Source organism: Kitasatospora sp. NPDC093558 (assembly GCF_040683475.1).
Lineage (GTDB): Bacteria > Actinomycetota > Actinomycetes > Streptomycetales > Streptomycetaceae > Kitasatospora.
Genome location: NZ_JBFBDY010000079.1, coordinates 1 through 20968, shown reverse-complemented (window position 1 = coordinate 20968; position 20968 = coordinate 1). Strand labels below are relative to the sequence as shown.

At 73.3% G+C, this 20968-nt stretch carries 17 protein-coding genes and 1 pseudogene; 10 read left to right on the top strand and 8 right to left on the bottom strand.

What is annotated here, in order from left to right:
- Positions 1-84: 84 nt before the first annotated feature.
- Positions 85-288: pseudogene (locus AB0O00_RS11400) on the top strand (hypothetical protein); the annotation flags it as partial.
- A 15-nt stretch (positions 289-303) separates the two neighbouring features.
- Positions 304-462 carry a CGNR zinc finger domain-containing protein gene (locus tag AB0O00_RS11395; protein WP_363650523.1) on the top strand — a complete coding sequence of 53 codons (159 nt, stop codon included), beginning with the start codon at positions 304-306 and terminating at the stop codon, positions 460-462.
- A gap of 33 nt (positions 463-495) precedes the next feature.
- Here AB0O00_RS11395 and AB0O00_RS11390 read toward each other — a convergent pair whose 3' ends face one another.
- Entirely contained in the window at positions 496-1107 is a 612-nt protein-coding gene (locus AB0O00_RS11390) for a class F sortase (protein WP_363650521.1), read from the bottom strand.
- A gap of 278 nt (positions 1108-1385) precedes the next feature.
- The gene (locus AB0O00_RS11385) at positions 1386-2303 is read right to left on the bottom strand and encodes a LuxR C-terminal-related transcriptional regulator (protein ID WP_363650519.1); all 918 of its coding nucleotides are present in this window, start codon (positions 2301-2303) and stop codon (positions 1386-1388) included.
- A gap of 529 nt (positions 2304-2832) precedes the next feature.
- On the opposite strand from AB0O00_RS11385, the gene AB0O00_RS11380 reads away from it, so the two are divergent.
- The 8 genes from AB0O00_RS11380 to AB0O00_RS11345 all read left to right on the top strand — a co-directional run bounded on the left by AB0O00_RS11380 (position 2833) and on the right by AB0O00_RS11345 (position 11027).
- The gene (locus AB0O00_RS11380; RefSeq protein WP_363650517.1) at positions 2833-3534 is read left to right on the top strand and encodes a hypothetical protein; all 702 of its coding nucleotides are present in this window, start codon (positions 2833-2835) and stop codon (positions 3532-3534) included.
- A 79-nt stretch (positions 3535-3613) separates the two neighbouring features.
- Complete coding sequence (locus tag AB0O00_RS11375) at positions 3614-4810, top strand: ATP-grasp domain-containing protein (RefSeq protein WP_363650515.1); 1197 nt, start codon at positions 3614-3616, stop codon at positions 4808-4810.
- On the top strand, positions 4803-6113 hold the full coding sequence (locus AB0O00_RS11370; RefSeq protein WP_363650513.1) for an ATP-grasp domain-containing protein: 1311 nt from the start codon (positions 4803-4805) through the stop codon (positions 6111-6113). Before AB0O00_RS11375 ends, AB0O00_RS11370 begins: the two co-directional genes overlap by 8 nt.
- The gene (locus tag AB0O00_RS11365; RefSeq protein WP_363650512.1) at positions 6110-7207 is read left to right on the top strand and encodes an LLM class flavin-dependent oxidoreductase; all 1098 of its coding nucleotides are present in this window, start codon (positions 6110-6112) and stop codon (positions 7205-7207) included. Before AB0O00_RS11370 ends, AB0O00_RS11365 begins: the two co-directional genes overlap by 4 nt.
- The gene (locus tag AB0O00_RS11360) at positions 7204-8517 is read left to right on the top strand and encodes an MFS transporter (protein ID WP_363650509.1); all 1314 of its coding nucleotides are present in this window, start codon (positions 7204-7206) and stop codon (positions 8515-8517) included. Before AB0O00_RS11365 ends, AB0O00_RS11360 begins: the two co-directional genes overlap by 4 nt.
- A complete protein-coding gene (locus AB0O00_RS11355; RefSeq protein WP_363650507.1) occupies positions 8514-9074 on the top strand; it encodes a flavin reductase family protein in 561 nt (186 codons plus the stop codon). The genes AB0O00_RS11360 and AB0O00_RS11355 overlap by 4 nt, the downstream gene beginning before the upstream one ends.
- Positions 9067-10050 carry a D-isomer specific 2-hydroxyacid dehydrogenase family protein gene (locus tag AB0O00_RS11350; RefSeq protein WP_363650505.1) on the top strand — a complete coding sequence of 328 codons (984 nt, stop codon included), beginning with the start codon at positions 9067-9069 and terminating at the stop codon, positions 10048-10050. Before AB0O00_RS11355 ends, AB0O00_RS11350 begins: the two co-directional genes overlap by 8 nt.
- Positions 10047-11027, top strand: a complete 981-nt coding sequence (locus AB0O00_RS11345; protein ID WP_363650503.1) for a GNAT family N-acetyltransferase — start codon at positions 10047-10049, stop codon at positions 11025-11027. The genes AB0O00_RS11350 and AB0O00_RS11345 overlap by 4 nt, the downstream gene beginning before the upstream one ends.
- 20 nt (positions 11028-11047) lie before the next feature.
- Here the strand turns inward: AB0O00_RS11345 and AB0O00_RS11340 are convergent, their stop codons facing one another.
- The 6 genes from AB0O00_RS11340 to AB0O00_RS11315 form a co-directional block, all read right to left on the bottom strand.
- Positions 11048-15682, bottom strand: coding sequence for a hypothetical protein (locus AB0O00_RS11340; RefSeq protein WP_363650502.1), 4635 nt, complete (start codon positions 15680-15682; stop codon positions 11048-11050).
- On the bottom strand, positions 15679-16782 hold the full coding sequence (locus AB0O00_RS11335; RefSeq protein WP_363650500.1) for a hypothetical protein: 1104 nt from the start codon (positions 16780-16782) through the stop codon (positions 15679-15681). Before AB0O00_RS11335 ends, AB0O00_RS11340 begins: the two co-directional genes overlap by 4 nt.
- Positions 16779-17792 carry a MoxR family ATPase gene (locus AB0O00_RS11330; protein ID WP_363650498.1) on the bottom strand — a complete coding sequence of 338 codons (1014 nt, stop codon included), beginning with the start codon at positions 17790-17792 and terminating at the stop codon, positions 16779-16781. The genes AB0O00_RS11335 and AB0O00_RS11330 overlap by 4 nt, the downstream gene beginning before the upstream one ends.
- Positions 17793-17794: 2 nt before the next feature.
- Positions 17795-19324 carry a serine protease gene (locus AB0O00_RS11325; protein WP_363650496.1) on the bottom strand — a complete coding sequence of 510 codons (1530 nt, stop codon included), beginning with the start codon at positions 19322-19324 and terminating at the stop codon, positions 17795-17797.
- Positions 19325-19342: 18 nt separating this feature from the next.
- The gene (locus tag AB0O00_RS11320; RefSeq protein WP_363650494.1) at positions 19343-19669 is read right to left on the bottom strand and encodes a CU044_2847 family protein; all 327 of its coding nucleotides are present in this window, start codon (positions 19667-19669) and stop codon (positions 19343-19345) included.
- A 189-nt stretch (positions 19670-19858) separates the two neighbouring features.
- Complete coding sequence (locus AB0O00_RS11315) at positions 19859-20839, bottom strand: alpha/beta hydrolase (protein WP_363650492.1); 981 nt, start codon at positions 20837-20839, stop codon at positions 19859-19861.
- Positions 20840-20968 lie beyond the last annotated feature (129 nt).

The following is a 20968-nucleotide window of genomic DNA, read 5'->3' as shown; positions in this document are numbered from 1 at the left end:
TGATGCGCAGCGCGCGGTGCCAGGAGTAGCGGCCGATGGTGATGCGGCGGCCGCTGCCCGTGATCATGAAGCCGGGACGTCCGGGAGGCCGTCCACGCGCTGCTGGCGGTGGCGCGCGAAGCGGGTGGACCCGCCGCGTGCCCGCCCGTCGTCCGCGAGTTGCTCAACCGGGCCGCGGCGGCGCTGACGCCCGTACCGGCGCTCGACGCGAGCGGGGCGGTGACGTACGGGGCCGCCGATCCGGTGGGCGCCGTCCTCGCCGACGTCGCGCGGGACGCCCTCGACCTGGCGACGTCACCCCTGGTGGAGCGGGTGCGCGCGTGCGCCAACCCGGACTGCGCCGCGTGGTTCCTGGACACCTCCCGGCCGGGCAGCCGCCGGTGGTGCGCGATGGGCACGTGCGGGAACCGGTCCAAGAAGGCCACGTGGCGGGCCGGCCACGCCCATGACGCGGCGATGTGAGGTGCTGCGCGTGACGGGGCGGGTGACGGCGGGTCAGTCCGTCACGGCCAGGTGGGCGTAGACCACGAGGGCGCCGGCGTCGCCGGAGGCCTCGGCGGGGCCGCCGTCGCACGTGACCAGCCGTAGCTGCGGGTCGGCCCCGGAGCCGTACACGCGCTCGTCCGGGTAGGCGGTCTTCGCGTCGGCCTCGACGGCGTCGACCGCGAACCGGGCGGTGTGCCGGTCGGACCGGGTGATGTCGATCAGGTCGCCCCGGCGCAGCGACCCGAGCCGCCGGAACACCGCGGGGCCCTGCGGGGTGTCGGCGTGCCCGAGGACGACGGCCGTGCCGACCTGGCCGGGGGAGACGCCGTCGTGGTACCAGCCGGCCAGGTTCCGGTCGGTCTCGGAGGGAGTCGCCAGGTGGCCGCGGTCGTCTCGCCCGATGGCCGAGAGCGGCGCGTCCACTCCGATCCGGGGGATCCGGATCCGCGTCGGCGTGGCCGGGCCGAGTGCTTCGGCGGCGGACCGGTCTTCGGCGGCCGGCGGCTGCGCCTGCTTCATCCCGTCCGCCGTCAGCCACCCGCCGGTCGCCAGTCCGCCGCCGGCGGCGAGCAGGAGCGCCCACCGCCCGGCCGCCCGTCGCCCCTGGTCCGTGATCCGCATCCCGAAAGACAACCGCGCCGGCCGCGCCGCCGCACGGCGACGCGCCGCCCGTGGTCGCCGCCCGGGTGCTCGTCAAGCCGGGTGCTCGTCGAGCCTGGCCACGGCCGCCCTCCGGCTCGCGATTGTGAACTCCCTATAAAAAATTCCGGGAAGTTTTCTTTCGTCAAGCCGGGGGTCATCAAGTCGAGGGCCGACCGGCCGCACATCACCGGAATGCGACGGCGCGATATCGCCGGAGCCCGAAATACCGGAAGTCCCGATTCCGATCCCGCCACTGCTCACGCTTTTTCCGGATTTGCCCCCCGGTCCTGCTCCGGCGACACGTCGGTGACCGACGGGTTCACGGTTCCCTCGGCACCCCAGAGCACGCCGTTCAGGGCGATGAGGTAGCCGAGCTGGGCCCGGCTCGAACTGCCGAGCTGCTCCGAGATCCTGCGGACGTGCTCGGCGATGCTGCGGCGGCTCAGGCCGACGCGGCGGGCGATCCACTCGTCGGTCTGGCCGGACACCAGGTGGTGGAGGATCGCCCGCTGGGTGTCGGACATCTGCGGGGCGTGCTTGGTGCTGGCGCCGCTCACGTCGATCGCGCGCCCCCAGATGTGGTCGAAGATCTTGCCGAGGTACCTGACGATCCCGGGGTGGTGGATCTGCAGCGCGGCGGCCTCGCGCTCGTCGTCGACGGGGATGAAGGCGGTCTCGCGGTCGATGATGATCAGCCGGTCGAAGAGCTCGCTGGTGGTCCGCACCTGGCCGCCGGCCTCGGTGATCCGGGCGATGTACTCCATGGTCGGGGCGTCGAAGCGGATCTTGTGCTGGTAGATGGTCCGCTGCCGGATCCCCTGGCGCAGCCGGGGGATCTCGGACTCCAGGGCCCGGGCCAGCAGTTCGGCCGGCCGGCTCGTCCCGGGCTGGGTGGTGAGGAGTTCGGAGCGGCAGGCGGCGACCGAGGTGCTCAGGACGTCGCTGATGGTGTCGCTGCCCCGGATCAGCGAGTAGCCGGCGCCGCCGCGCTTCGTGGACTCGGCGTGGACCGACTCCAGCGCGGAGAAGGCCGCCTGGGTGCTGCGGATGGCCGCCTGGTACTCGGCGACGCGCTCCTCCATCCGGCAGACCGCGAACCCCGACGCGGTGCCGGGGGAGAGGGCGTAGACGAAGTCGGGAGCGTCGGGCAGCGGCGGCGTCAGACCGAGCTCCACCAGGCAGTCCGGGGTCTCGGACCGCGGGAAACGGGGCTCCCGGAGAACCGCGGCGTACGCGTTCAGTGCCCGCTCGCACAGTGCAGGCGTGGGGGTATCGGGGGAATTGCCTGGGTCCGGGCAATCAGCGCAGCGCTGCACAAATGAGCGGTTCACAAGTGTGAAGGCTAACTGATCATGCGTTCGATCGGATCTGCGTGTCAGGATCAGGACATCGCCAATGGATCTTCGTCCGTCGGCCTAAACGGGGTGTTGAGGGAGCTGGAACGTGCGTCAGTCGGCTAATCGCCTTCTTCGCTTCGCGACCGTTGTCGCGAGCTGTGTGGTGCTCACAATTCTGGCGGCCGAGGGGGCGTCGGCCGACGACTGGTTCCGGTCTGCCGCTGCGGCGGGGCCGGCGGGCAACGTTCCGAGCGACTCCCAGTGGGGTCCCTGATCGTCCGCCGCCCGGGCCACGGGGAGCCGCGAGCCTGTGGCCGAGGTCTCACACAACACGTCATGACGTCCAAAGGAAGGCAGTTTTCCCGCCATGTCCAAGCTTGACCGTGCCTCGTTCGAGGCGCTCGCCGCGCAGCTGATGGAGAAGCAGTTCCAGCGCGTCCCGAAGCTGCGCGAGCTGCACAAGGGCGAGTGGATCGACCGCGACTACTACATCCGGCACATCGCCGAGACGGTGCTGCGCATCCGTCTCAACAACGAGGTCGACGCCTACGCGCTGTACCGCGTCGGCTCGCAGGACGACGTGCTCGCCGCGAAGCTGGCGCGCTACCTCGCCGAGGAGTACGGGCACGAGCACATGTTCACCCGTGACCTCGAGCGCTTCGGCATGTCGATCGAGCAGCTCGACGCCACGCCGGTGTTCACCTCGACCGCGATGCTCATGGGCTACCTGCGCCTGGAGGCCGACCGTTCCGGCCCGGCTCCCACCACCATCTGGGACTGGTTCGTCGAGTGGTACTCGGACCGCTACAACCCGGTCATCACCGAGAAGGCCGCGGCCGAGTTCGGTGCCGACTTCGTCTACGGCACCCGCGCGCACATCGCCTTCGACGAGTCGCACGACCACGACGACCTGATGTTCCGCACCGTCTCGCGCGCCGTGGAGAAGTTCAGCACCCCGGAGCAGGCCGAGGCCTACCTGACCACCTTCATCGACCTGATCGGCGACTACTTCGCCGAGCTCTACGCGAGCACCGTCGGCGCCCGCGAGGCGCAGCCGGCCGGGGTCTGACGTGAGCACCCGTCGCGAATCCCCGGTCGGGCCCGGCCGCGTTCTCATCATCGAACCGGCGTCGTCGGGTACCGCGTTGGTGGGAGCGGCCAGGGGTCTCGGATTCGAGACCGTGGTGGCCTCCTACGACGCGGACGACCGCACGCTGCCCGACCGGGTGCGTCAGGAGGCCGGTGAAGTCCTCGTCGTCGACACCAACGACGAGGAGGCGCTGTTCCGCGCGGTGGCCTCGGCGCACGGGGTCGCCCCGTTCGCCGGGGTCCTCGCGGGCTTCGAGTTCTACGTCCCGGTCGCCGCCCGGCTCGCGGCGCGGTTGGGGCTGCGCGGCCTGCCGGCCGACACCGTCGAGTGCGTCCGGGACAAGGCGGTGATGCGGGCCGCGACGGCCGCCGCGGGGCTGCGGGTGCCGCGCTTCGCGGAGGTGACCGCGGAGGCGGAGCTGGCGCAGGCCGCCGCCCGGGTGGGCTTCCCGTGCGTCCTCAAGCCGGTGGACTCGGCGGGCAGCGTGCACGTCAGCCGCGCCGACGACGTCGGCCAACTGCTGGCGGCCTACCGGGAGCTGGCCGCGGACGGCCGGCCGGACATGGGCCGGCGGACCGACGGCCGGGCCCTCGTCGAGGAGTACCTCGACGGTCCCGAACTGTCGGTGGAGGGGTGCGTGGACGCCGACGGGCGGATCGTCGTCGTCGCGGTCACGCACAAGGTGCTGGGCCCCGAACCGTCCTTCGTCGAGATCGGGCACGTGGTCCGGGCGGACCTGCCGCCGGCGACCGCACGGGCTGTCGAGGACTACGTCCGCGAGGTCGTCGCCGCGCTGCGGGTCACGGTCGGACCGTTCCACTGCGAGCTGCGGCTCGTCGCGGACGAACCGGTGCTGATCGAGCTGGCCGCCCGCCTCGGCGGCGACCGCATCCCGGACCTCGTCGAGGCCGCCACCGGGGTCCGCCTCCCGGAGCTGGCCGTCGCGGCCTTCACCGGGCTGGCCGTCGAAGCGCTCCCGACCCGTGCGCCGCGCGCCAAGTACGCCGGGATCCGCTTCCTCACGGCCCCCGGGGAGAGCGGCCGCCGGACGGTCGAGGGGATGGACCGGATCGCCGCGCTGCCCGGCGTGCTGGAGTCCGAGCTCACCTTCGACGCGGACGCCCCGCTGCCGGGGGACCAGGACTACCGCAGCCGCGTCGGCCACGTCCTCTACACCGCCGACTCGTACCAAGACGCCCTCGACCTGGGCCGTCGCATCACACTTGGAGTCACCTTTGTCCTGCCAGTTGCCTGATCAGTCCCCGAGCGAGCCGCCCGCCCCGCCGATCCCGGGCCAGGAACCGCTGCTCCTGGTCATCAACCGGTTCGACGACGAGTTCGGCGAGTACCACCGGTTCCTGCCGGAGGGCTGCTTCCGGCTGGCCTACCTGGCCACCGCCGACGCCCTCGACCCGCTGGACCGCGAGGGCGCCGTGGCGACCGTCGTGGTCCCGGACCTGCGCCTGGAGACCCTGCTGCCGGAGGCCCGGCGCATCGTCGAGCAGTACGGCCCACTGGCCGGCGTGGTGGGGCTCTCCGAGTTCGACCTGGAGGTCGCCGCCCAGCTCCGCGAGGCGCTGGAGGTCCCGGGCTGGGGCACGACGTACGTGCAGCGCTTCCGCGACAAGACCGTGATGAAGGAGTGGGTCGCGGCGGCCGGCGTGCGCGCACCGCGGTTCCTGCGCGTCACCGCGGACACCACTGCCGAGCAGGTCCTCGAAGCCATCCCGCTGCCGCTGATCCTCAAGCCGAAGGACGGGGCCGCCTCGCGCGGCGTCCGGCTGGTCCGCACCGAGGCCGAGCTGGTGGCGGCGCTGGCGGACGTCGCGGGGGAGTCCGCCACCGACGGCTACGAGGTCGAGGAGTACGTCGAGGGCCCGATCTTCCACGTGGACGGGATCAGGATCCAGGGGCAGTACCACTGCGTCACCGTGTCGCAGTACCTGAACACCTGCCTCGACTTCGTGCACGGCACGCCGCTCGGCTCGGCCCTGCTCGACCCGGGGCCGCTGCGCGACGACCTGGCCGGCTTCGCGATCGACTGCCTGGACGCGCTCGAACTGTGGACCGGGCCCTTCCACCTCGAACTGATCACCGACGCCGCGGGGCAGCCGGTGTTCCTGGAGGTCGGCCTGCGGCCGGGCGGCGCCGGCGTGCCGTTCCTGCACCGCGACCTGTACGGGATCGACCTGTACTGCGAGGCGTTCCGCACCACCGTCGGCCTGAAGCCGCTGAGCGCGGAGCACGTGCTGCCCGCCGAGGCCGCCTCCGGCGGCTGGCTGGTGTTCCCCGAGCCGCAGGCGCAGCCGGCCAGGGTGGTCTCCCGGGCGTCGCTGGTCGACGCCGTGCCCGAGGTGTACGGCGAGTCGCTCCCGGCGGTGGGGCACGTCTTCGACGGCAGCGGTGGCTACGATCACGCCGGCGGCCGCTTCCTGCTGCGCGGGGCGGACCAGAAGGCCGTCAACGCGGCGATGGTCGAGGCGATCGCGCACTACCGCGTGGACGTCGAGCCCGCCGAGGCGGCGCTGGTCCTCGACGGTGAGCCGGTGGCGCTGTGAACGCGAACGAGGACACCCGCCCCGGCGAGCTGAGGTTCCACTGGGGATCGGCGCTCGACGACGGGCAGAAGAAGTCGGCCGAGCGCTACGACTTCCGGGTCCTGGACCTGGAGGGCGCGATCGACTTCGCGCGCGAGGCGGACAAGCTGGGCGTCGAGTCGCTGCTCATGGCCCAGAGCTACGACCTGCCCGACCCGCTCCCGCTGCTGGGCGCACTGGTCCGGGAGACGAAGGACGTCAAGTTCATCCTGGCCTACCGGCCGGGGCTGGTCTCGCCGACGCTGTTCGTCCAGATCGTCAACACCCTCTCCTGGATGTCCGGGGGCCGGATCGCCCTGAACATGATCTCCGGCATCTCCCCGGTCGAGCAGGGCTACTACGGCGACTTCGTCGCCCACGACGGCCGGCACGAGCGGTCCCGCGAGTTCCTGCACGTCCTGCACGAGCTGTGGCGCGACGAGGACCCGGTCACGTTCAAGGGCGAGCACTACCGGATCGAGGAGGGGCAGCTGGGCCTGCCCCACTACGGTGGCGGGCGGCCGAAGATCTACGTGAGCGGTGCCTCGCAGATCGCCCAGGACACCTCCATCGAGTACGGGGACTGCTGGTTCCGGTACGCCGACACCCCGGAGAAGATCGCGGAGGAGGTCGGGCCGCTGCTCGCCCGCGGCGGCAAGGTCGGCCTGCGGATGCAGGTCCTGGCCAGGCCCACCCGCGAGGAGGCGCTGGCCGACCTGGCCGAGGTGATGGGCGGGGCGGACGAGGCGCACCGCGAGTGGGTCGCGCAGTTCGTGGCGGCGGCCGACTCGCAGGCCGTGAAGAACTCTTTCCGGCTCGCCGACGAGGCCGGCCACGGCTGGATGTCGCCGGTGCTGTGGTCCGGTGCGGTCGCCTACCGGGGCGGCCCGGCGCTGTGCATCGTCGGGGACTACGACGAGGTCGCGGACTACCTGATGCGCTACAAGGCGGCCGGGGTCAGCGAGTTCATCTTCTCCGGCTGGCCGGCCAGGGACGAGATGCAGCACTTCTTCACCCGCGTGCTCCCCCTCGTGCGGGCCCGGGAGCGGGCCGCCGCCGCAGCGGACACGCCGTGACGGGTGGCGCGCACCCGCCGCGGACCCGGTCGGCCCGGATCGGACTCTTCGCCGCGGGGATCGTCCTCGGCCTGATGGCGGAGCAGGTGGTGCTGTTCGCGGTGCCGTTGCTCATCTACCAGGACAGCCGGCGGGTGTCGATGCTGGGGCTGGCCTACGCCCTGGAGTGGGTGCCCTACCTGGTCGCCTACCCGCTCGGCGGGATCCTCGCCGACCGGGACGGCGGCCCGCGCCTGTTCCGGTTCGCCAACGCCGGCCGGGCCGTGGTGCTGGCCTCGACGGTCGCCCTGTGCCTGGCCGAACCGGGCTGGACCATCCCGGTCCTGATGGTCAACGGCGCGCTGCTGACCACGCTGGTGGCCCCGATCCACATGGCGATCGAGAAGGTCGTCCCGCAGCTGGGCCGGGGCGAGGCCCTGGCCCGGATGCAGGGCATGGTGCAGAACATGGAGCTGCTGTCCCTCGCCCTGGGGCCGGGCCTCGCCATGGCGGCGGTCGTCCTGCTGGGCAAGGTGTGGCTGCTGGGCCTGGCCGCGGGCATGTTCGCCGTGGCCGCGGCCTGCTGGCTCTCCGTGCCGCGGACGGCGGCGGCGCCGGGCGGCGGCGACGCGCGCTCCGCGCTGGCCGAACTCCGGCTGGGCTGGACGCTGTTGCTCGGCAACCGGCCGGTCGTCCTGCTCGCGGTGGTCAACTTCACGATGAACCTGGCGCTCGCCACCACGATGGGCGCGAACGCCGCCGTCGTCACCGGCGTCTTCGGGCGGTCGCAGGCCGCGTTCGCGATGCTCAACGTCTTCGCGGGGCTGGCGGGCCTGCTCAACCTGGCGGTGACGCCGGTGCTGCTGAAGCGGTACCCGCCGAAGGTGGTCGGCGTGGTCGGGTTCGTCCTCGCGTGCTGTTCGCTGCTCGTGCTGGGCCTGGCCCACTCGTACCCGGTCTACGCGATCGGGTTCGTGGCGGTCGAGGTGGGCGTCGCGTACTACAACACGTTCAACCGGACGCAGCGGGTCCAGGTGATTCCGAGCGAGCACCTCGGGAAGGTGATGGGCCCGTTCTTCCTGATCTGCGTCCTCGCCTTCCCGATCGGCGGCCTGCTGATCTCCACCGTCGGCGCGTGGAGCGGCCCGCAGCACCTGGTGGCCGGGCTGGCCCTGCTGCTCGCCGCGGTCGGGGCGGTCCTCGTCCCGCTGACCGCGCGCAGCCTGCAGCGCTCGATCGCGAGCCGGGGGCAGGGCCCGGCGGACGGGCCGGCGAAGGTCCCGGCGAACACCCTGACGGACAGCCTGATGGAATCGGAGGCGAAGGCATGAGCACCTGGCCACACACCGATCCGGGCCGCCGGCCCCGCTCGGCGCGGCCGGCCGAACAGCCGCTCTCCCCGGAGGACTTCCGCGAGGCGATGTCCCACCTCGCGGGTGCGCTCACCGTGGTCACGACCCAGGACGCGCTCGGGAACCGCTGGGGATTCACGGCCACGTCCGCCCTGTCGGTCTCGCAGACCCCTCCGCTCCTCCTGGTCGGCGTGGGCAACACGTCGAGCTGCCTGGTGGCGTTGCTCGGGTCCGAGGCCTTCACCGTCAACGTGCTGGGCGAGCACCAGCGCGAGGCGGCCGAGTCCTTCGCCCGCAAGGGCGTCGACCGGTTCGAGGGGCACGACTTCGTGCCGTGGCCCGCCGACGGGCCACCCCGGCTGGTCGACGCGCACGCCGCCTACCGCTGCCGCACCGCCGGCAGCATCCCGGTGGGCGACCACCACCTGCTGATCGGCGAGGTGACCGGCTTCGCGGCCCAGCCGGACGCCGGGCCGCTGCTGTGGCACCGCCGTGACTTCGTGGCCCTGAGCAGGAAGGAAACCGTCCATGCCTGAGCAGCGCGTCGTGATCACCGGGGCGTTCCCCGAACACGCCGAGGAGCGGCTGCGCGCCCGCGGCCTCGCCGTCACCCGGCTGGCCGGCGACACGGACGAGGACCGGCTGCTGGAGGAGCTGGACGGCGCCTGGGGGCTGGTCCACGGCGGCACCGCCCTGCTGTCCAAGCGGGTGTGGGAGCAGGCGCCGTCGCTGGCGGTGGTCTGCGTCCTGGCGACCGGGTACCGCTCCTTCGTCGAGCTGCCCGACGAGCCCGGTGCGGCCCGCTTCACCTACACGCCGCACGCCAACGCCGTCGCGGTCGCCGAGTTCGCGCTCGCGCAGCTGCTCGACCTGGTCCGCGGGGTCTCCCGGGGCGCCGCCGCGGTGACCCGGGGCGCGTGGGACGAGCAGCCGACGCGGTCGCTGACCGATGCCACCCTCGGCATCGTCGGCATGGGCCACATCGGGCGCGAGCTGGCGCGGATGGCCAGTGCCGCCTTCGGCACCCGGATCCGGTACTGGAACCGGACGGACCGCCCGGAGCTCGCCGAACTCCCGTACCAGCGCGCCGAGTCGCTGATCGAGCTGTTCGAGGCCAGCGACCTGGTGTCGCTCCACGTCGACCTGGTGCCCGGCCGGACCGACGGGATGATCGGCGCCGACCACCTGCGGGCGCTCGACGGCGGGTTCCTGGTGAACACCGCCCGCGCCGCCGTGGTGGACCCGGCCGCACTGGGCGCCGCGCTGCGAGAGGGGCACCTCGCCGGGGCCGCGATCGACGGGTACTACGCCGAACCGGCCCCGCACCCGCGCGAGGACCCCTTCGGGCTGCTGGAGTTCGTCCCGGACCGGCTCCTGGTCACCGGGCACAACGCCTACCACACCCACCAGGCGCTGCGGACGATGGCCGACATGGCGGTCGCGAACCTGCTGGCGGTCGCGGACGGCACCCCGCCACCGCACCCGGTGCCCGGAGAGGCGGCCGGGCGATGAGGACACCGGAGCTGATCGAGGACCACGGCCTGCGGATCGCCCTGCTGCACGCCGAGGAGGCGCTGGACCGTGGCCCCGCCGGGCTGCGCGCGCTGTCGGAGGAGCACGGCGCCGGCGTCCTGCGGGTCGTCGACCCTCCGGCGGCGCTCCACGCCGACCTGGAGCGCGCCGGCTTCCTCGTCACGCCGAGCTGGGTCAACTGGCTGGCCCCGGTGCGGGCCGACGACGAGGCGTTCCTCGCGGCCATGACCTCCGGGGAGCGGAGCAACGTGCGCCGGGCGCTGCGGGAGACCGCCAAGCGGTCCCTGCGGATCACCGTGCACGCGCCCCTGACGTCGGCGGTGTTCGACGACTTCCTGGCCCTGTACGAGGACCAGGTGGCGCGGATGCGCAACGGCAGCTCCTACGCCGCTAGTTGGCGCGAGGAGATCGCCGCCGACCCGGACCTGTACTACGTGGTGGCGGCCAGGGACCCGGACGGTGAGCTCCTCGGCGCCTGCCTGTGCTGGGACCAGCCCGAACTGTCGATCACCCGGATCGCCTTCACCGCCCAGGCTGCGGCCGAGCGCCAGGGCCGGGTGGTCCGGGCGCTGTACCTGACCGCGACCGCCGAGGCACGCGGGCGCGGCCGGGAGTGGATCTCGCTGGGCAGCGATCCGACCCTGTACGGACACATCACCGAGCCGGGCCTGTTCGGCTTCAAGGCACGCCTGGGCTTCCGGCCGGTCCCCACCCGGTTCCTGCAGCCCGCGGACCCCGACCAGGCCGACGCCGTCCTGAGCCTGCGCGGCCTGACCGACCCCACGCTCCTGCTGTCCTACGCCGAACCGGGCCGGCTCGACGCGCTTCCGGGCCAACTGCCGGTACCCGAACCGTCACTGCGGCTGACCGTCCTGTCGGCGACCCCGGACGTCGACCTGTCCCAGCACCGCGCGGGTTTCCTCACCGCCATGACCACCCGGACGGTCTCCGCCTGAGGCCCCCCGGTGCCGGTCCGTCAGGAAGGGGCGATGAGGGGCGTCGGGCTTGTCTGAGTGAACGTCAGAACCGCTGTAGTACCGTCGAGTTGTGGCGATGAGACCAGGCACTCCACCACGACCGGGGTGGCCGGTTCCGTTGCGGACAACGCCCAGAGCCGGATCGCCTCGCCGGGCCGGAGCCACAGCGGCAGCCGCAGCCGGCCGCCCGGATCCTGGTCGGCCGGCTGCGGTGTTCCGGCGGTCGCGGGGGCCAGCCACAGGTCGATCGGGAGGCCGGCGTCGCCGGCTCGCGCGGTGACCGCGGACAGTTCGGTCGCGGTGTGCGAGACGAGGAGGAACTCCGCCGCGACGTGCCGGTCGGGCGCCAGCCGCTCGAGCAGGCCCGGTTCGTATGGGGGCCCGCCGGCGAGGCGGAGCTCGGCGACCTTGTCCGGCGGAAGGGAGCCGGGCTCGTCCAGTTCGAGCAGCCACAGGTTCCCGGTGTCGTCGCGGGCGGCCAGCCAGCCGTCCCCGGCCGCCAGCGCGGTGACCTCGCCGTCGAGGACGACGGTGTGGACCGGGTCCGGCGTCCCGGGGTGCCAGAGCAGGAGCCGGCCGTCCGCGCCCCCGGAGACCAGCCGGCTGCCCACGCCCGCGAGCGCGGTGACCGCGCCCGTATGGCCGAGCAGTTGCTCGGTGGGCCCGGTGGGGGAGTCGAGGGGCAGGAGCCGGATCGTCCCGTCGGCGGTGCCGGTGGCCACGCGGTTGCCGCCGACGGTCGTCATGGCGTTGACCCGGCCGGGGCCGCCCGGGAGGGCGCGGACCGGTCGGCCCGTCCCGGCGTAGAACAGGTGGACGTTGCCGGCCTCGGTCCCGGCGGCGGCCATGCGGCCCACGGGGGCGAGCGCCGTGATGCGGGACGGGAGTTCCGCCTCGGCCCTCGTCTCGCCGGTCAGCCGCAGCTGTCGGCCCGACGAAGTTGCGAGCACCCCGTTCGGCAGCCAGGTGAGCCGTTCCACCCCCGTCAGGTCGACTTCCCGCACCCACTCCGTCTCACTCGTGGGCTTTTCGCGTCCCGGTCTGCCCATGTGGACGCGCCCGTCGGAGTCCAGCACGGAGGCCCACGGTCCGTCGGTCGCGACCGACATCGCAACCGGCCGGTACCCCGGCATCTCGAACCCCTCGGCGATGCCGTTCCGATTCACGGTCACCAACTCCGGGCCCAACCCGGTGACCGCGCGGTTTCCCGCGATGGCCAGGCAGCCGCGGCCGCCGCGGGACGACCCGGGGGCGGACGACAAGGCCCGGCGCTCGACCGAGCCGTCGCCGCACAGCACCGCGTAGTACACATCGCCCGCCACGCTGACCGACCGGATCCCGCCGGGGAAGCCGCGGACGACTTCCCACGCCGGACCGCCGTCCGGCGACCAATGCCGTACCGTGCCGTCGGCGCTCCAGGAGAGGATTCCGTAAGCCGTCTGGCGGCAGCCCGTCACCGCATCCTCGTGGCCGGTGAGCAGCAGGCTGTCGGCGCCCGTCTGGTCCCAGACGCGCAGCGTGCCGTCGGCCGAGGCGGAGACCACCCGTCCGTCCCGCAGTTCGGTGAGGGCCAGGACGGGCGCCTCGTGACCGGACCGGCGGGCGATGGGAGACCGCCCCGCAGCCCCCGGGTCCCACCACCGGACCCACCCGTCGTCGCCACCCGTGACGAAGCCGGGCCCGTTGTCCAGGAGTTCGACGCAGCGGACGGCACCCCGGCCGTCCGTGAACACGCGTGCCCGGTCGCGGTCGGCGTCCCAGAGCCGGACGGTGCCGTCCTCGCCGGCGGTGAGCAGCGCCAGGCGCCCCGCGGCGGCGGTGATCCGCGCGCCGTGGCCGGTCAGCAGCCGGCTTCGCCCCGACCCGGTCGACGGGAAGTACTGCACCGTGCCGTCGGCGGCGGCCAGGACCGCGCCGGCCGTGGTCGCGGCGGCGAAGTCCACCTTCACCGCCAGCCGTCCGAGGGTGATGACGTTCAGCATCGTGGGCTGGTCGATGGCCACCGCGATGACCTCGTGATCGCTCCAGGCGACGATGCGATCGCCCGGGCCGGCCACCGCCCCCCGCAAGGGGCCGCCGGGGACCTCCTGAGTGATCCGGTAGTCGAGGCGCTGCGCCGTGGTCGGGGCCAGCAGGACGAGAATGCCGCCGCTCAGCAGGGCGCCGGCGAGGTAGGGGTCGTCCTCGTGCCGGGCCAGGGCGGATCCTCGAGTCATCTGGTGGTCGGTGAGGACATGGGAGACGCGGAGCGGCGCCCGCGCCAGGCTCTCCGTGAAGAGTTCACCGAACCATCCCGCCGGGGTCGCCTGGGCGTGCAGCCGGTCGTGCAGACGCACGGCGAAGGCGGCGGGCGGCACCTGCGCCGCGGCCAGTACGTGGACGGCCTGGCGGACGTGGGCGACGACCGGATCGCCGGTCCGGTCGGCCGCCTCGGCGAGATCGGCCGCGAGGCCGGTGGGATCGTCGGCGTAGCGGGCCCGCAGGTACCTGAGGTCGAGGCAGAGGCTGACGGCGGTCAAGGGCCTGTCGGCCTCCAGGGCGTGGTGGACGGCCGCCGCCCGCCTCGTCCGCGAGGCGAGTTCGACCGCGAGCGGCGTCGGGGGCCCGGGGGCGAGGTTGGCCAGGCGGGTGTGGGCGGCCCGCACGCCGGTGCCGTCGGCGTCGAGCTCCCGCAGCCGCTCCCCGACCGAGGGGTCGGTGAGGTGGACGAGGCCGTCGAACGCCGACGGTTCGACGAGGTGGGTTTCCGTGCACACGCCCTTGAAGTGCGCCCACATATCCGGTTCCTGGGGAAAGGTGGACGACTGGGCGCAGTCGAGCCAGGTGTTGCGTCCGTCGGCAGCCGCGAGCAGCAGCAGCCACGGTGTCGGTTCGAAGCTGAAGTATGTGGTGAGGAAGGAGAATTGGGATGACCAGCGCGTGGTCAGCGAGGGTGGGATGTCGTCGACCTCGACCGATTCCGCGGGTTGGCGCCGCAGCCACCCGAGCAGCCGGTCGAGCCGGCCCGGCAGGGCATCCACCAGGTCGATGAGTTCGCGTCTGTTGTCGCGGTGCGGGACGGCGAGCGCACGGTCGACCTCGGCGCGGTCGCGCGCGAGCATGGCCCGGCAGACCTCCTGGTCGCCGGCCAAGGCGATGGGGATGAGGCGGACATCCTCGGAACCTCGCCCGGCGTTCGGAAGGGTCCAGGAGCGGCTCGCGGTCCGCACCCCCAGCAGGCAGCGCACGCCGTCGGGGAGTTGCTCGGGTATGCGCCCCAGCGGCGCGAAGCCCAGCCGGCCGTACTCGTCCTCCACCAGGCCGTCCAGCATGACCACCAGCGGGCGGGCGGAGAGCACCCCCGTGCGCGCCATGGCGTGCAGGACTCGGCCGAGGTCGCGCGGTCCTGACTCCGGTTCCGCGGCCAATACTTCATCGAACTCCGGGTATTCCGCGCTGAGTTGGGCCAGCAGCGAAGCCTCGACGCGGTCCGGTTCGTCGCGCTCCGCCGGCCCCGCGCCGTAGAAGTGCTCGATCACCGCGATGCCCAGGGCGCGCAGTTCGTCGGTGGCGGCGACCAGCACGGTCGACTTCCCGCAGCCGGGCGGCCCCCACACCACGATCCAGGACAGTCCGAAGAGCGCTCCCATCAGCGCCAGGCGCAGATCCGCCAGCTCCGCCGTCCGAGCGAGGCAGGGCCGCAGTCGTGCCTTGACGGCCGCGTGCCACGGTTCGTCGAACCCGCCCGTCCGGTAGGTGGGTTGGAGGCGGTACGCCAGTCCCGACAGGAACGCCAGGGTGACGGCGGAGGTCCCGGTCTCCACCCGCACGGGGTCACCGGGGGTGACGCCCACTCGGACGGTTCTGGCCCGCGTGCCGTCCTGCCAGCGCACCTCGACCACCAGGGGGTCGGTCTGCGGCACCCCCTCCAGCAGGAGTGCGTTCGGACGGGTCTCGCTGGCGGTCGCGCCGAGCACCACCGCCCCGTCGAGCAGTTCGACGTAGAGACCGGTGGTCGGCAGGGTGTCGAGCAGCCAGGGCAGCCAGGCCTCGCCCTCCTCCGGGGTCAGGCGGTCGCCGACGTCCCCGGCCCGGCCGTCCAGCAGGGCCCCGGCGGCGACCTGCGCGGCCCGGGACGCCGGTGTCGCGGCGATCTCGGCGGGGAACCGGGCGAGGGCGCCGAGCAGCCAGCGGGCGGTGTTCCTCCGGTCCTGGGGCCGGGTCGTCGGCCGGGCCAGTTCGGCCAGGCCGGCGAGCACCAGCTCCTCGATCCGCTCTCGCGCGTCGGGCGGTCGGGTGGCATCGAGGTGGTTCAGCCGTTCCTCCAGCCGGACCGACCAGTGCGCGTCGCGGTGGGCGGCGCGGAGGAGCTGCCACGCCTCGTCGAGCAGCCGGGCGTGGGCGGGCGCCGCGAGTTCGCGGCGCAGCAGGCGGGCCACCGGCGGGTCCAGCGTGATCGCGGTGACGTCCCGGGCGGTCACCAGGTCGCTGAAGTACAGGTCGGCTTCGGCGTCCGCACCGGCGCAGGGGAGCAGCAGTCGCAGGGCGCGCAGCAGCGCCGGCTCCACCCGTACGGCGAGTGAGCAGGTCAGGGCCAGGTCGGCCGCGGCGGGGCTGGTCCGGCGCAGCCGGGCGATCCGCGCGGCCGTGCTCATCGGGGGCTCCGCAGCAGTGCGGCCGCGCGGTGGGCGGCCCTGCGGGCCCGGCCCACCTCGGTGGCCCGGTCCCAGGTGACGACGGCGAACCGGTGGGCGGTCCAGTCGGGCCGCCGGTCGGGCGGATAGGGCACCAGGAGGATCAGCGGGCAGCCCGCCGCGTGCACCGTCCGGGCGAAGGCGGACCACTCTTCGTAGGCCTCGGGCGTGCTGTCCGTGGCGATCCCCAGGTCGGTCGCGACGAGTACGGCGCGGGGGGACTGCGGCGGCCGGTACGGCTCCTCGTCCTCCCCGTCAGGGAGCGCGACCACCGTGTTCGGTGTGCCGGAGAACCGCCACGCGGTGACGTCGTCCTCCCCGACGACCCGCCTGGTCCGTCCGTCCAGCAGGCGAAGGTCCCGGAGGAACGGCTGCATCGACGGGCCCAGGTCCAGCAGCAGGTCCAGGCCGGCCCGAGTGGTCCTGGTCGTGGTGAACGGGATCTCCGGGATCGGCCGACGGTTCATCAGGAGGTCGAGGGCGCGCGGGATGTCGATCTCCGCGCCGGGCCGTTCGACGGCGGCGAGTTCGGCGATGATCGCCCGCTGGTGATCGGCCCGGAACAGCTCGGCCCGGAACAACTCGGCCCGGAACAACTCGGCCCGGAACAGCTCGGCCCGGAACAGCTCGGCCTCCAGCCGGGCCGGCGCCGGCGGTCCACCGCGCTGCGGCTCCGCGAGCAGCTCGGTCACCGACTTCCGGATCTGCCGGGGTGGCAGGGGCGAGGCGGGCAGCCGCTCGGCGGCGATCGAGCGGGTCGGCCGCGGGTCGTCGCCGCCCACCCGGACCGCCGAGCCGGCCTCGGTGTCGCGCCCGCTCCACCTGCGGCCGGCGGGCGCCTGCGCCGGCGTCGGCTCGGGCAGGGGCGACTGGGGAGGACGGGACTCGGATGGTTCGGGCGCGGGGACTTCGGGAGCGAGGCCCAGCAGCGCGGCGGCCCGGGCCAGGACGCCCGGTGCGCCGGGCCGCAGCTGGGCGGCGACGCGCACCAGGTCTCCCAGCGCGTTGGGCGGGCGCCGCGCCGGGGTGCGGGGCCGATCGATGGCGGGTGGCCCGGTCATGGCTGGTCCAACCCGGAGTGCTTCTGCGTGATGGCGGCGACGACGCGCCCCCAGAGCTCGTCTCCCGGCCGGATGCCGGTGCCGATCGACGCCGCGATGGCGTCCAGGTACTCGGCGATGCTGACCGGGAGCTCCTGTCCCGGGGCGGGCCCGCCGTCCCCGATGCCGGGCATGGAGAGCAGCACGTCCGCGAAGAGGCCCGCGTCGTCCGCGCGCCGGTCCGGGAAGTGCGCATGGGCGATGTCGTCGAGCCGCTCGGGGGTGGGCTGCTTCAGCTCGTGGACGACGCAGCGCCGCAGGAAGGCCTTGGGGAGGTCGCGTTCCTCGTTGGTGGTGAGCACGACCAGCGGAGCCGTCGTCGCCTCGACGAGCGGGCCGTCCTCGCGGCTGAAGCAGTACGAGCCGAGCGGCTCCAGGAGGTCGTTGGGGACGTCCGGATCCGCCTTGTCGATCTCGTCCAGCAGGACGACGGCCTCGGCGGCGCCGGGTGTCCCCTCGTTGGGATCCGGCAGCTCGGCGGGCGCCCCGGGCCCGGATCCGTCCTGGCGCTGCCCGGTGCCGTCGGTGGGTCCGAGGCCCCGGCGTCGGGCCGAGTCCGGCTCGAAGGCCCACCAGAGGACACCCGGCACCACGTAGTGCGGGCGGGGCCCGGCGTGCCCGGTCGCGGCGTCGGAGAGCCGGGCCACCTCGTCGACGGTCCACAGGAGGTCCCTGGCCCGGGTGCGGGAGGAGATGGTCGTGCGGTAGAAGCGTCGCCCCAGGTGCCGGGCGACGTTCGGGGCCAGGGAGGACTTCCCGGTGCCGGGCAGCCCGCGGACCAGCAGGGGGCGCCCGGTCGCCAGCGCGACGTTCACGGCGAGCACGATGTCCGTGTCGTAGACGTACACCTGGTCCATGGTCCGGTCGCCGACCCGGGCACCGATCCGTTCGCCGGCCGGCTCGCCGGCCGCCGGGGCGGGGGGTTGCATCGGCGGATCGAAGACACGTCGGTAGTCCTGCTCGCCGGTCATGTTCACGTCGCCTTCCTGAGCTGGTCCTTCAGGTCGCCGTACAGGTCCGCCGCGTACTCCTCGTCCGCGGGCGGCAGCGAGGCGGGAAGGCGCAGCAGGTCCGGGAATCCGCTCGGCCCGGCGGCCAGGCTCGGGGCGAAGATCGCGAACATGCAGCCGGGGAACTCCTGCCGCAGCCCGCGCAGCAGGCCCTCGTCCTGGATGGCCGTCCCCTCGGGCAGCACCAGGAGGAGCTGGTAGGCCTTGGCGAGGGCCCGGTCGCGCTTCTGCTTCCACTTCGCCTGCACCTGAGCCCGGTCCCCGGTGTCGACGAGGGTCACATTGGTGAGCAGTTGCGCCCGGATCGTGTGCAGCAGCCGAGCCGGCAGCTCCGTGCCGCCGGGGCCGCTCTCGGCGTCGGGGTCGCTCTCGCCGTCGGGCACGGTGAGGATCACGACCTTCCAGTCGCGCCGCGAAGCCGCGCGGCCGACGTACATCTTCCCGGTCAGCGGGTTCGTGCAGGGCACGTGGACGATCTGCGGCTGCTCGGCTTCGCGCTCCTTGGTGAGCAGGGCCGCACCGTGCGGTTCGACCCACGGCCGTTGCCGCACCCAGGAGCAGCAGGCCGTGTAATGGAGGAGTTGCCGGGGGTGAAGGTCCTTCGCCCTGATCCGGGCCAGGTGCTGGAGCGGGTCCCAGAGCTGCTCCAGCGAGAGGTCCATGAATTTGAAGGCCAGCTCCTCGGCGGAGACGTCCGGCGGGTACACGCCTTCCAGCACCTCCAGCGTGCTCTGGCGCCACTCGGGTTTCGCCGCGGCCAGCGCGTCCGTGATCCGGGTGAGGACGCGGCCGAACCGCCGGCGCAGCGCCTCGCGGCTGTTGACCGACTCCGTGGCCGCGCGGTTCCGCTCCGCGAGCTCGTAGTCGGGGAAGGCATCGAGGACGGCCCTGGTGGGCAGCAGGACCGCGCCGCCGTCCCAGTCGCGGGCGCGGGTGAGCTTGATGATGCCGACCACGACGCCGCGGTCCAGGTGGATGACCGCGGCCCCGCTGGCGCCCGGCTGCACCTGGCGGCCCTTGGTCAGGAAGAGCAGCGGGCCGCCCTCGGGCTTCCGCGTGCTGTCGTACTGCATCACCATGCCGTCCTGCATGGGCCGCCCGTCCCCGATCAGCGGCCAGCCGTAGGCGAACAGCTCGTCGCCGGGGTCCGGCTCCTTCAGATCGAACAGCTCGATGCAGCCGTGCTCGGGCACCGGCCGGCCGTCCGCACCCACCCCGAGCAGCGCGACGTCGGGGGTCTGGTAGTTGGACGTCACGTTCTCCGGCTTCTGTTCGAGCACCTCGGCGGGGAGCTCCCAGCCCTCCCAGAGCACGTGGGGCTCGGTGCCCGGCGGGATGACGTGTGCGGCGGTCAGCACCCACCGGTCGGTGATGAAGAAGCCCGTGCCGGTCTTCTGCTCCGTTCCGTCGCTGCGGCGCGCGGAGACGCGCACCGTCGCGGCCAGCAGGGCCCCGCGATGCTCGTCACTCTTGCTGCGGTACCGCGCTTCCACGGCGGGCGCTCCCGGCGGTCAGCCGCCCCATTCCAGGGTGATCTTGACCGCCGCCTCGCCGGCCGCGTTGACGAACAGCGAGGTCATCGCCCCACCCTTGACGGCCACCTTGACGCCGAACTCGACGGCCGCCTTCTTCGGCTTCGCCTGCTCCAGCGCGTGCTGGAAGGATTTCGCGAGCTTCGTCACGGTGTCCATGACCGCGTCGAAGTCCGGGAGTCCGCCCGCGACGAGCGCCTCCCCGCCGCCTTTGCCGCCCTTGCCGCCGTCCAAGTCGATGGCCTCGACGAGTAACGTTCCGCCACCCGGAGCCGCGACCTCGATGTACTGGGTTTCGTTCGCCATGATCCACCTCCGCCGGGCCCGGATCGTGCACGGGGCAACGGTGCGACCGTTCCTCCTCCACCGTAACCACGTCCCTGGCCGCCCACTCGTCGGCGAACCATCAACCGCTTCACGTTCCTGTTCAACGACCCCGAACACGGGGCCTTGCCCACGCCACGGCCGGCCCCGCCGTCTTCGCCTCCCAGGAGTTCACGCCGGCAGGGAGGCGAGCCAGTGGGTCAGGATCTCGTTGATCTCGGCGGGGCGTTCCTGCTGGATCCAGTGGCCGCAGCCGTCCAGGAGGTGGGAGGAGGCCAGCCCGGGCAGGGTGGCCGGGAAGGCGGCGATCGCCTCGCTCAGCCAGGTCGTGGAGGCGTCCAGGGTGCCGCCGGCGAACAGGGACGGCTGGGTGATGGGGGTGCCGTCGAAGGCGGCGAGGTCCTCCCAGTCCCGGTCCATGTTCCGGTAGCGGTTCAGTGCCCCAGTCATGCCGGTCCGTTCGAACTCCCCGGTGTAGACGTCGAGGTCGGCCGCCGTGAGCCAGGCGGGCGGTGGGCCGGCGGGGAAGCGTTCGCGCAGCGTGCCGCCCCGGGCGAGGAAGTGCGGGTCGGGGGCACCGGGCACCGGCATGGTGTCGCCCGAGAAGGCGGCGTAGAAGCCCGCGAGCCAGCCGCGCACGTCGGGCTCGATCTCGGCCTCGGCCCGGCCGGGCTGCTGGAAGTAGGAGACGTAGAAGTCCTCGTCCCCGCCGAGCCGTTCGAAGACCTCGCTGGGCCGCGGTCCGCCGCGCGGCGCGTACGGCACGCTCAGCAGGCCGACCGCCCGGAAGACGTCCGGCCGCGCGAGTGCGCAGTTCGCGGCGATGGTCGCGCCCCAGTCGTGGCCGACGATCACGGCGAAGGTTTCCCCCAGGGCGTGCACCACGGCGGCCTGGTCGGCCACCAGCTCCTGCATGCGGTAGGCGGACACGTCCCTGGGCCTGGACGAGCGGCCGTAGCCGCGGACGTCGACGGCGACCGCGCGGTACCCGGCGGCGGCCAGCGCCGGGAGCTGGTGGCGCCAGGAGTACCAGGATTCCGGGAAGCCGTGCACGAGCAGCACCAGGGGGCCCTCGCCCTGCTCGACCAGATGGATGCGGCCCGCCGGCGAGGGAACCAGCCGGTGCGTGAACTCCGCGGCGTCGAACGGCATCGATCCTCCAGGTCCTTGGTCTGCGGACGGGCAGGAGATCGGCGCCGTCCGGGCGGCCGAGCGACGGCCTCGGTCCGATCATGCGTCACGTGCCGCAGGGCCGGGTTGTTTTGTTGCCGGAATGGCAAC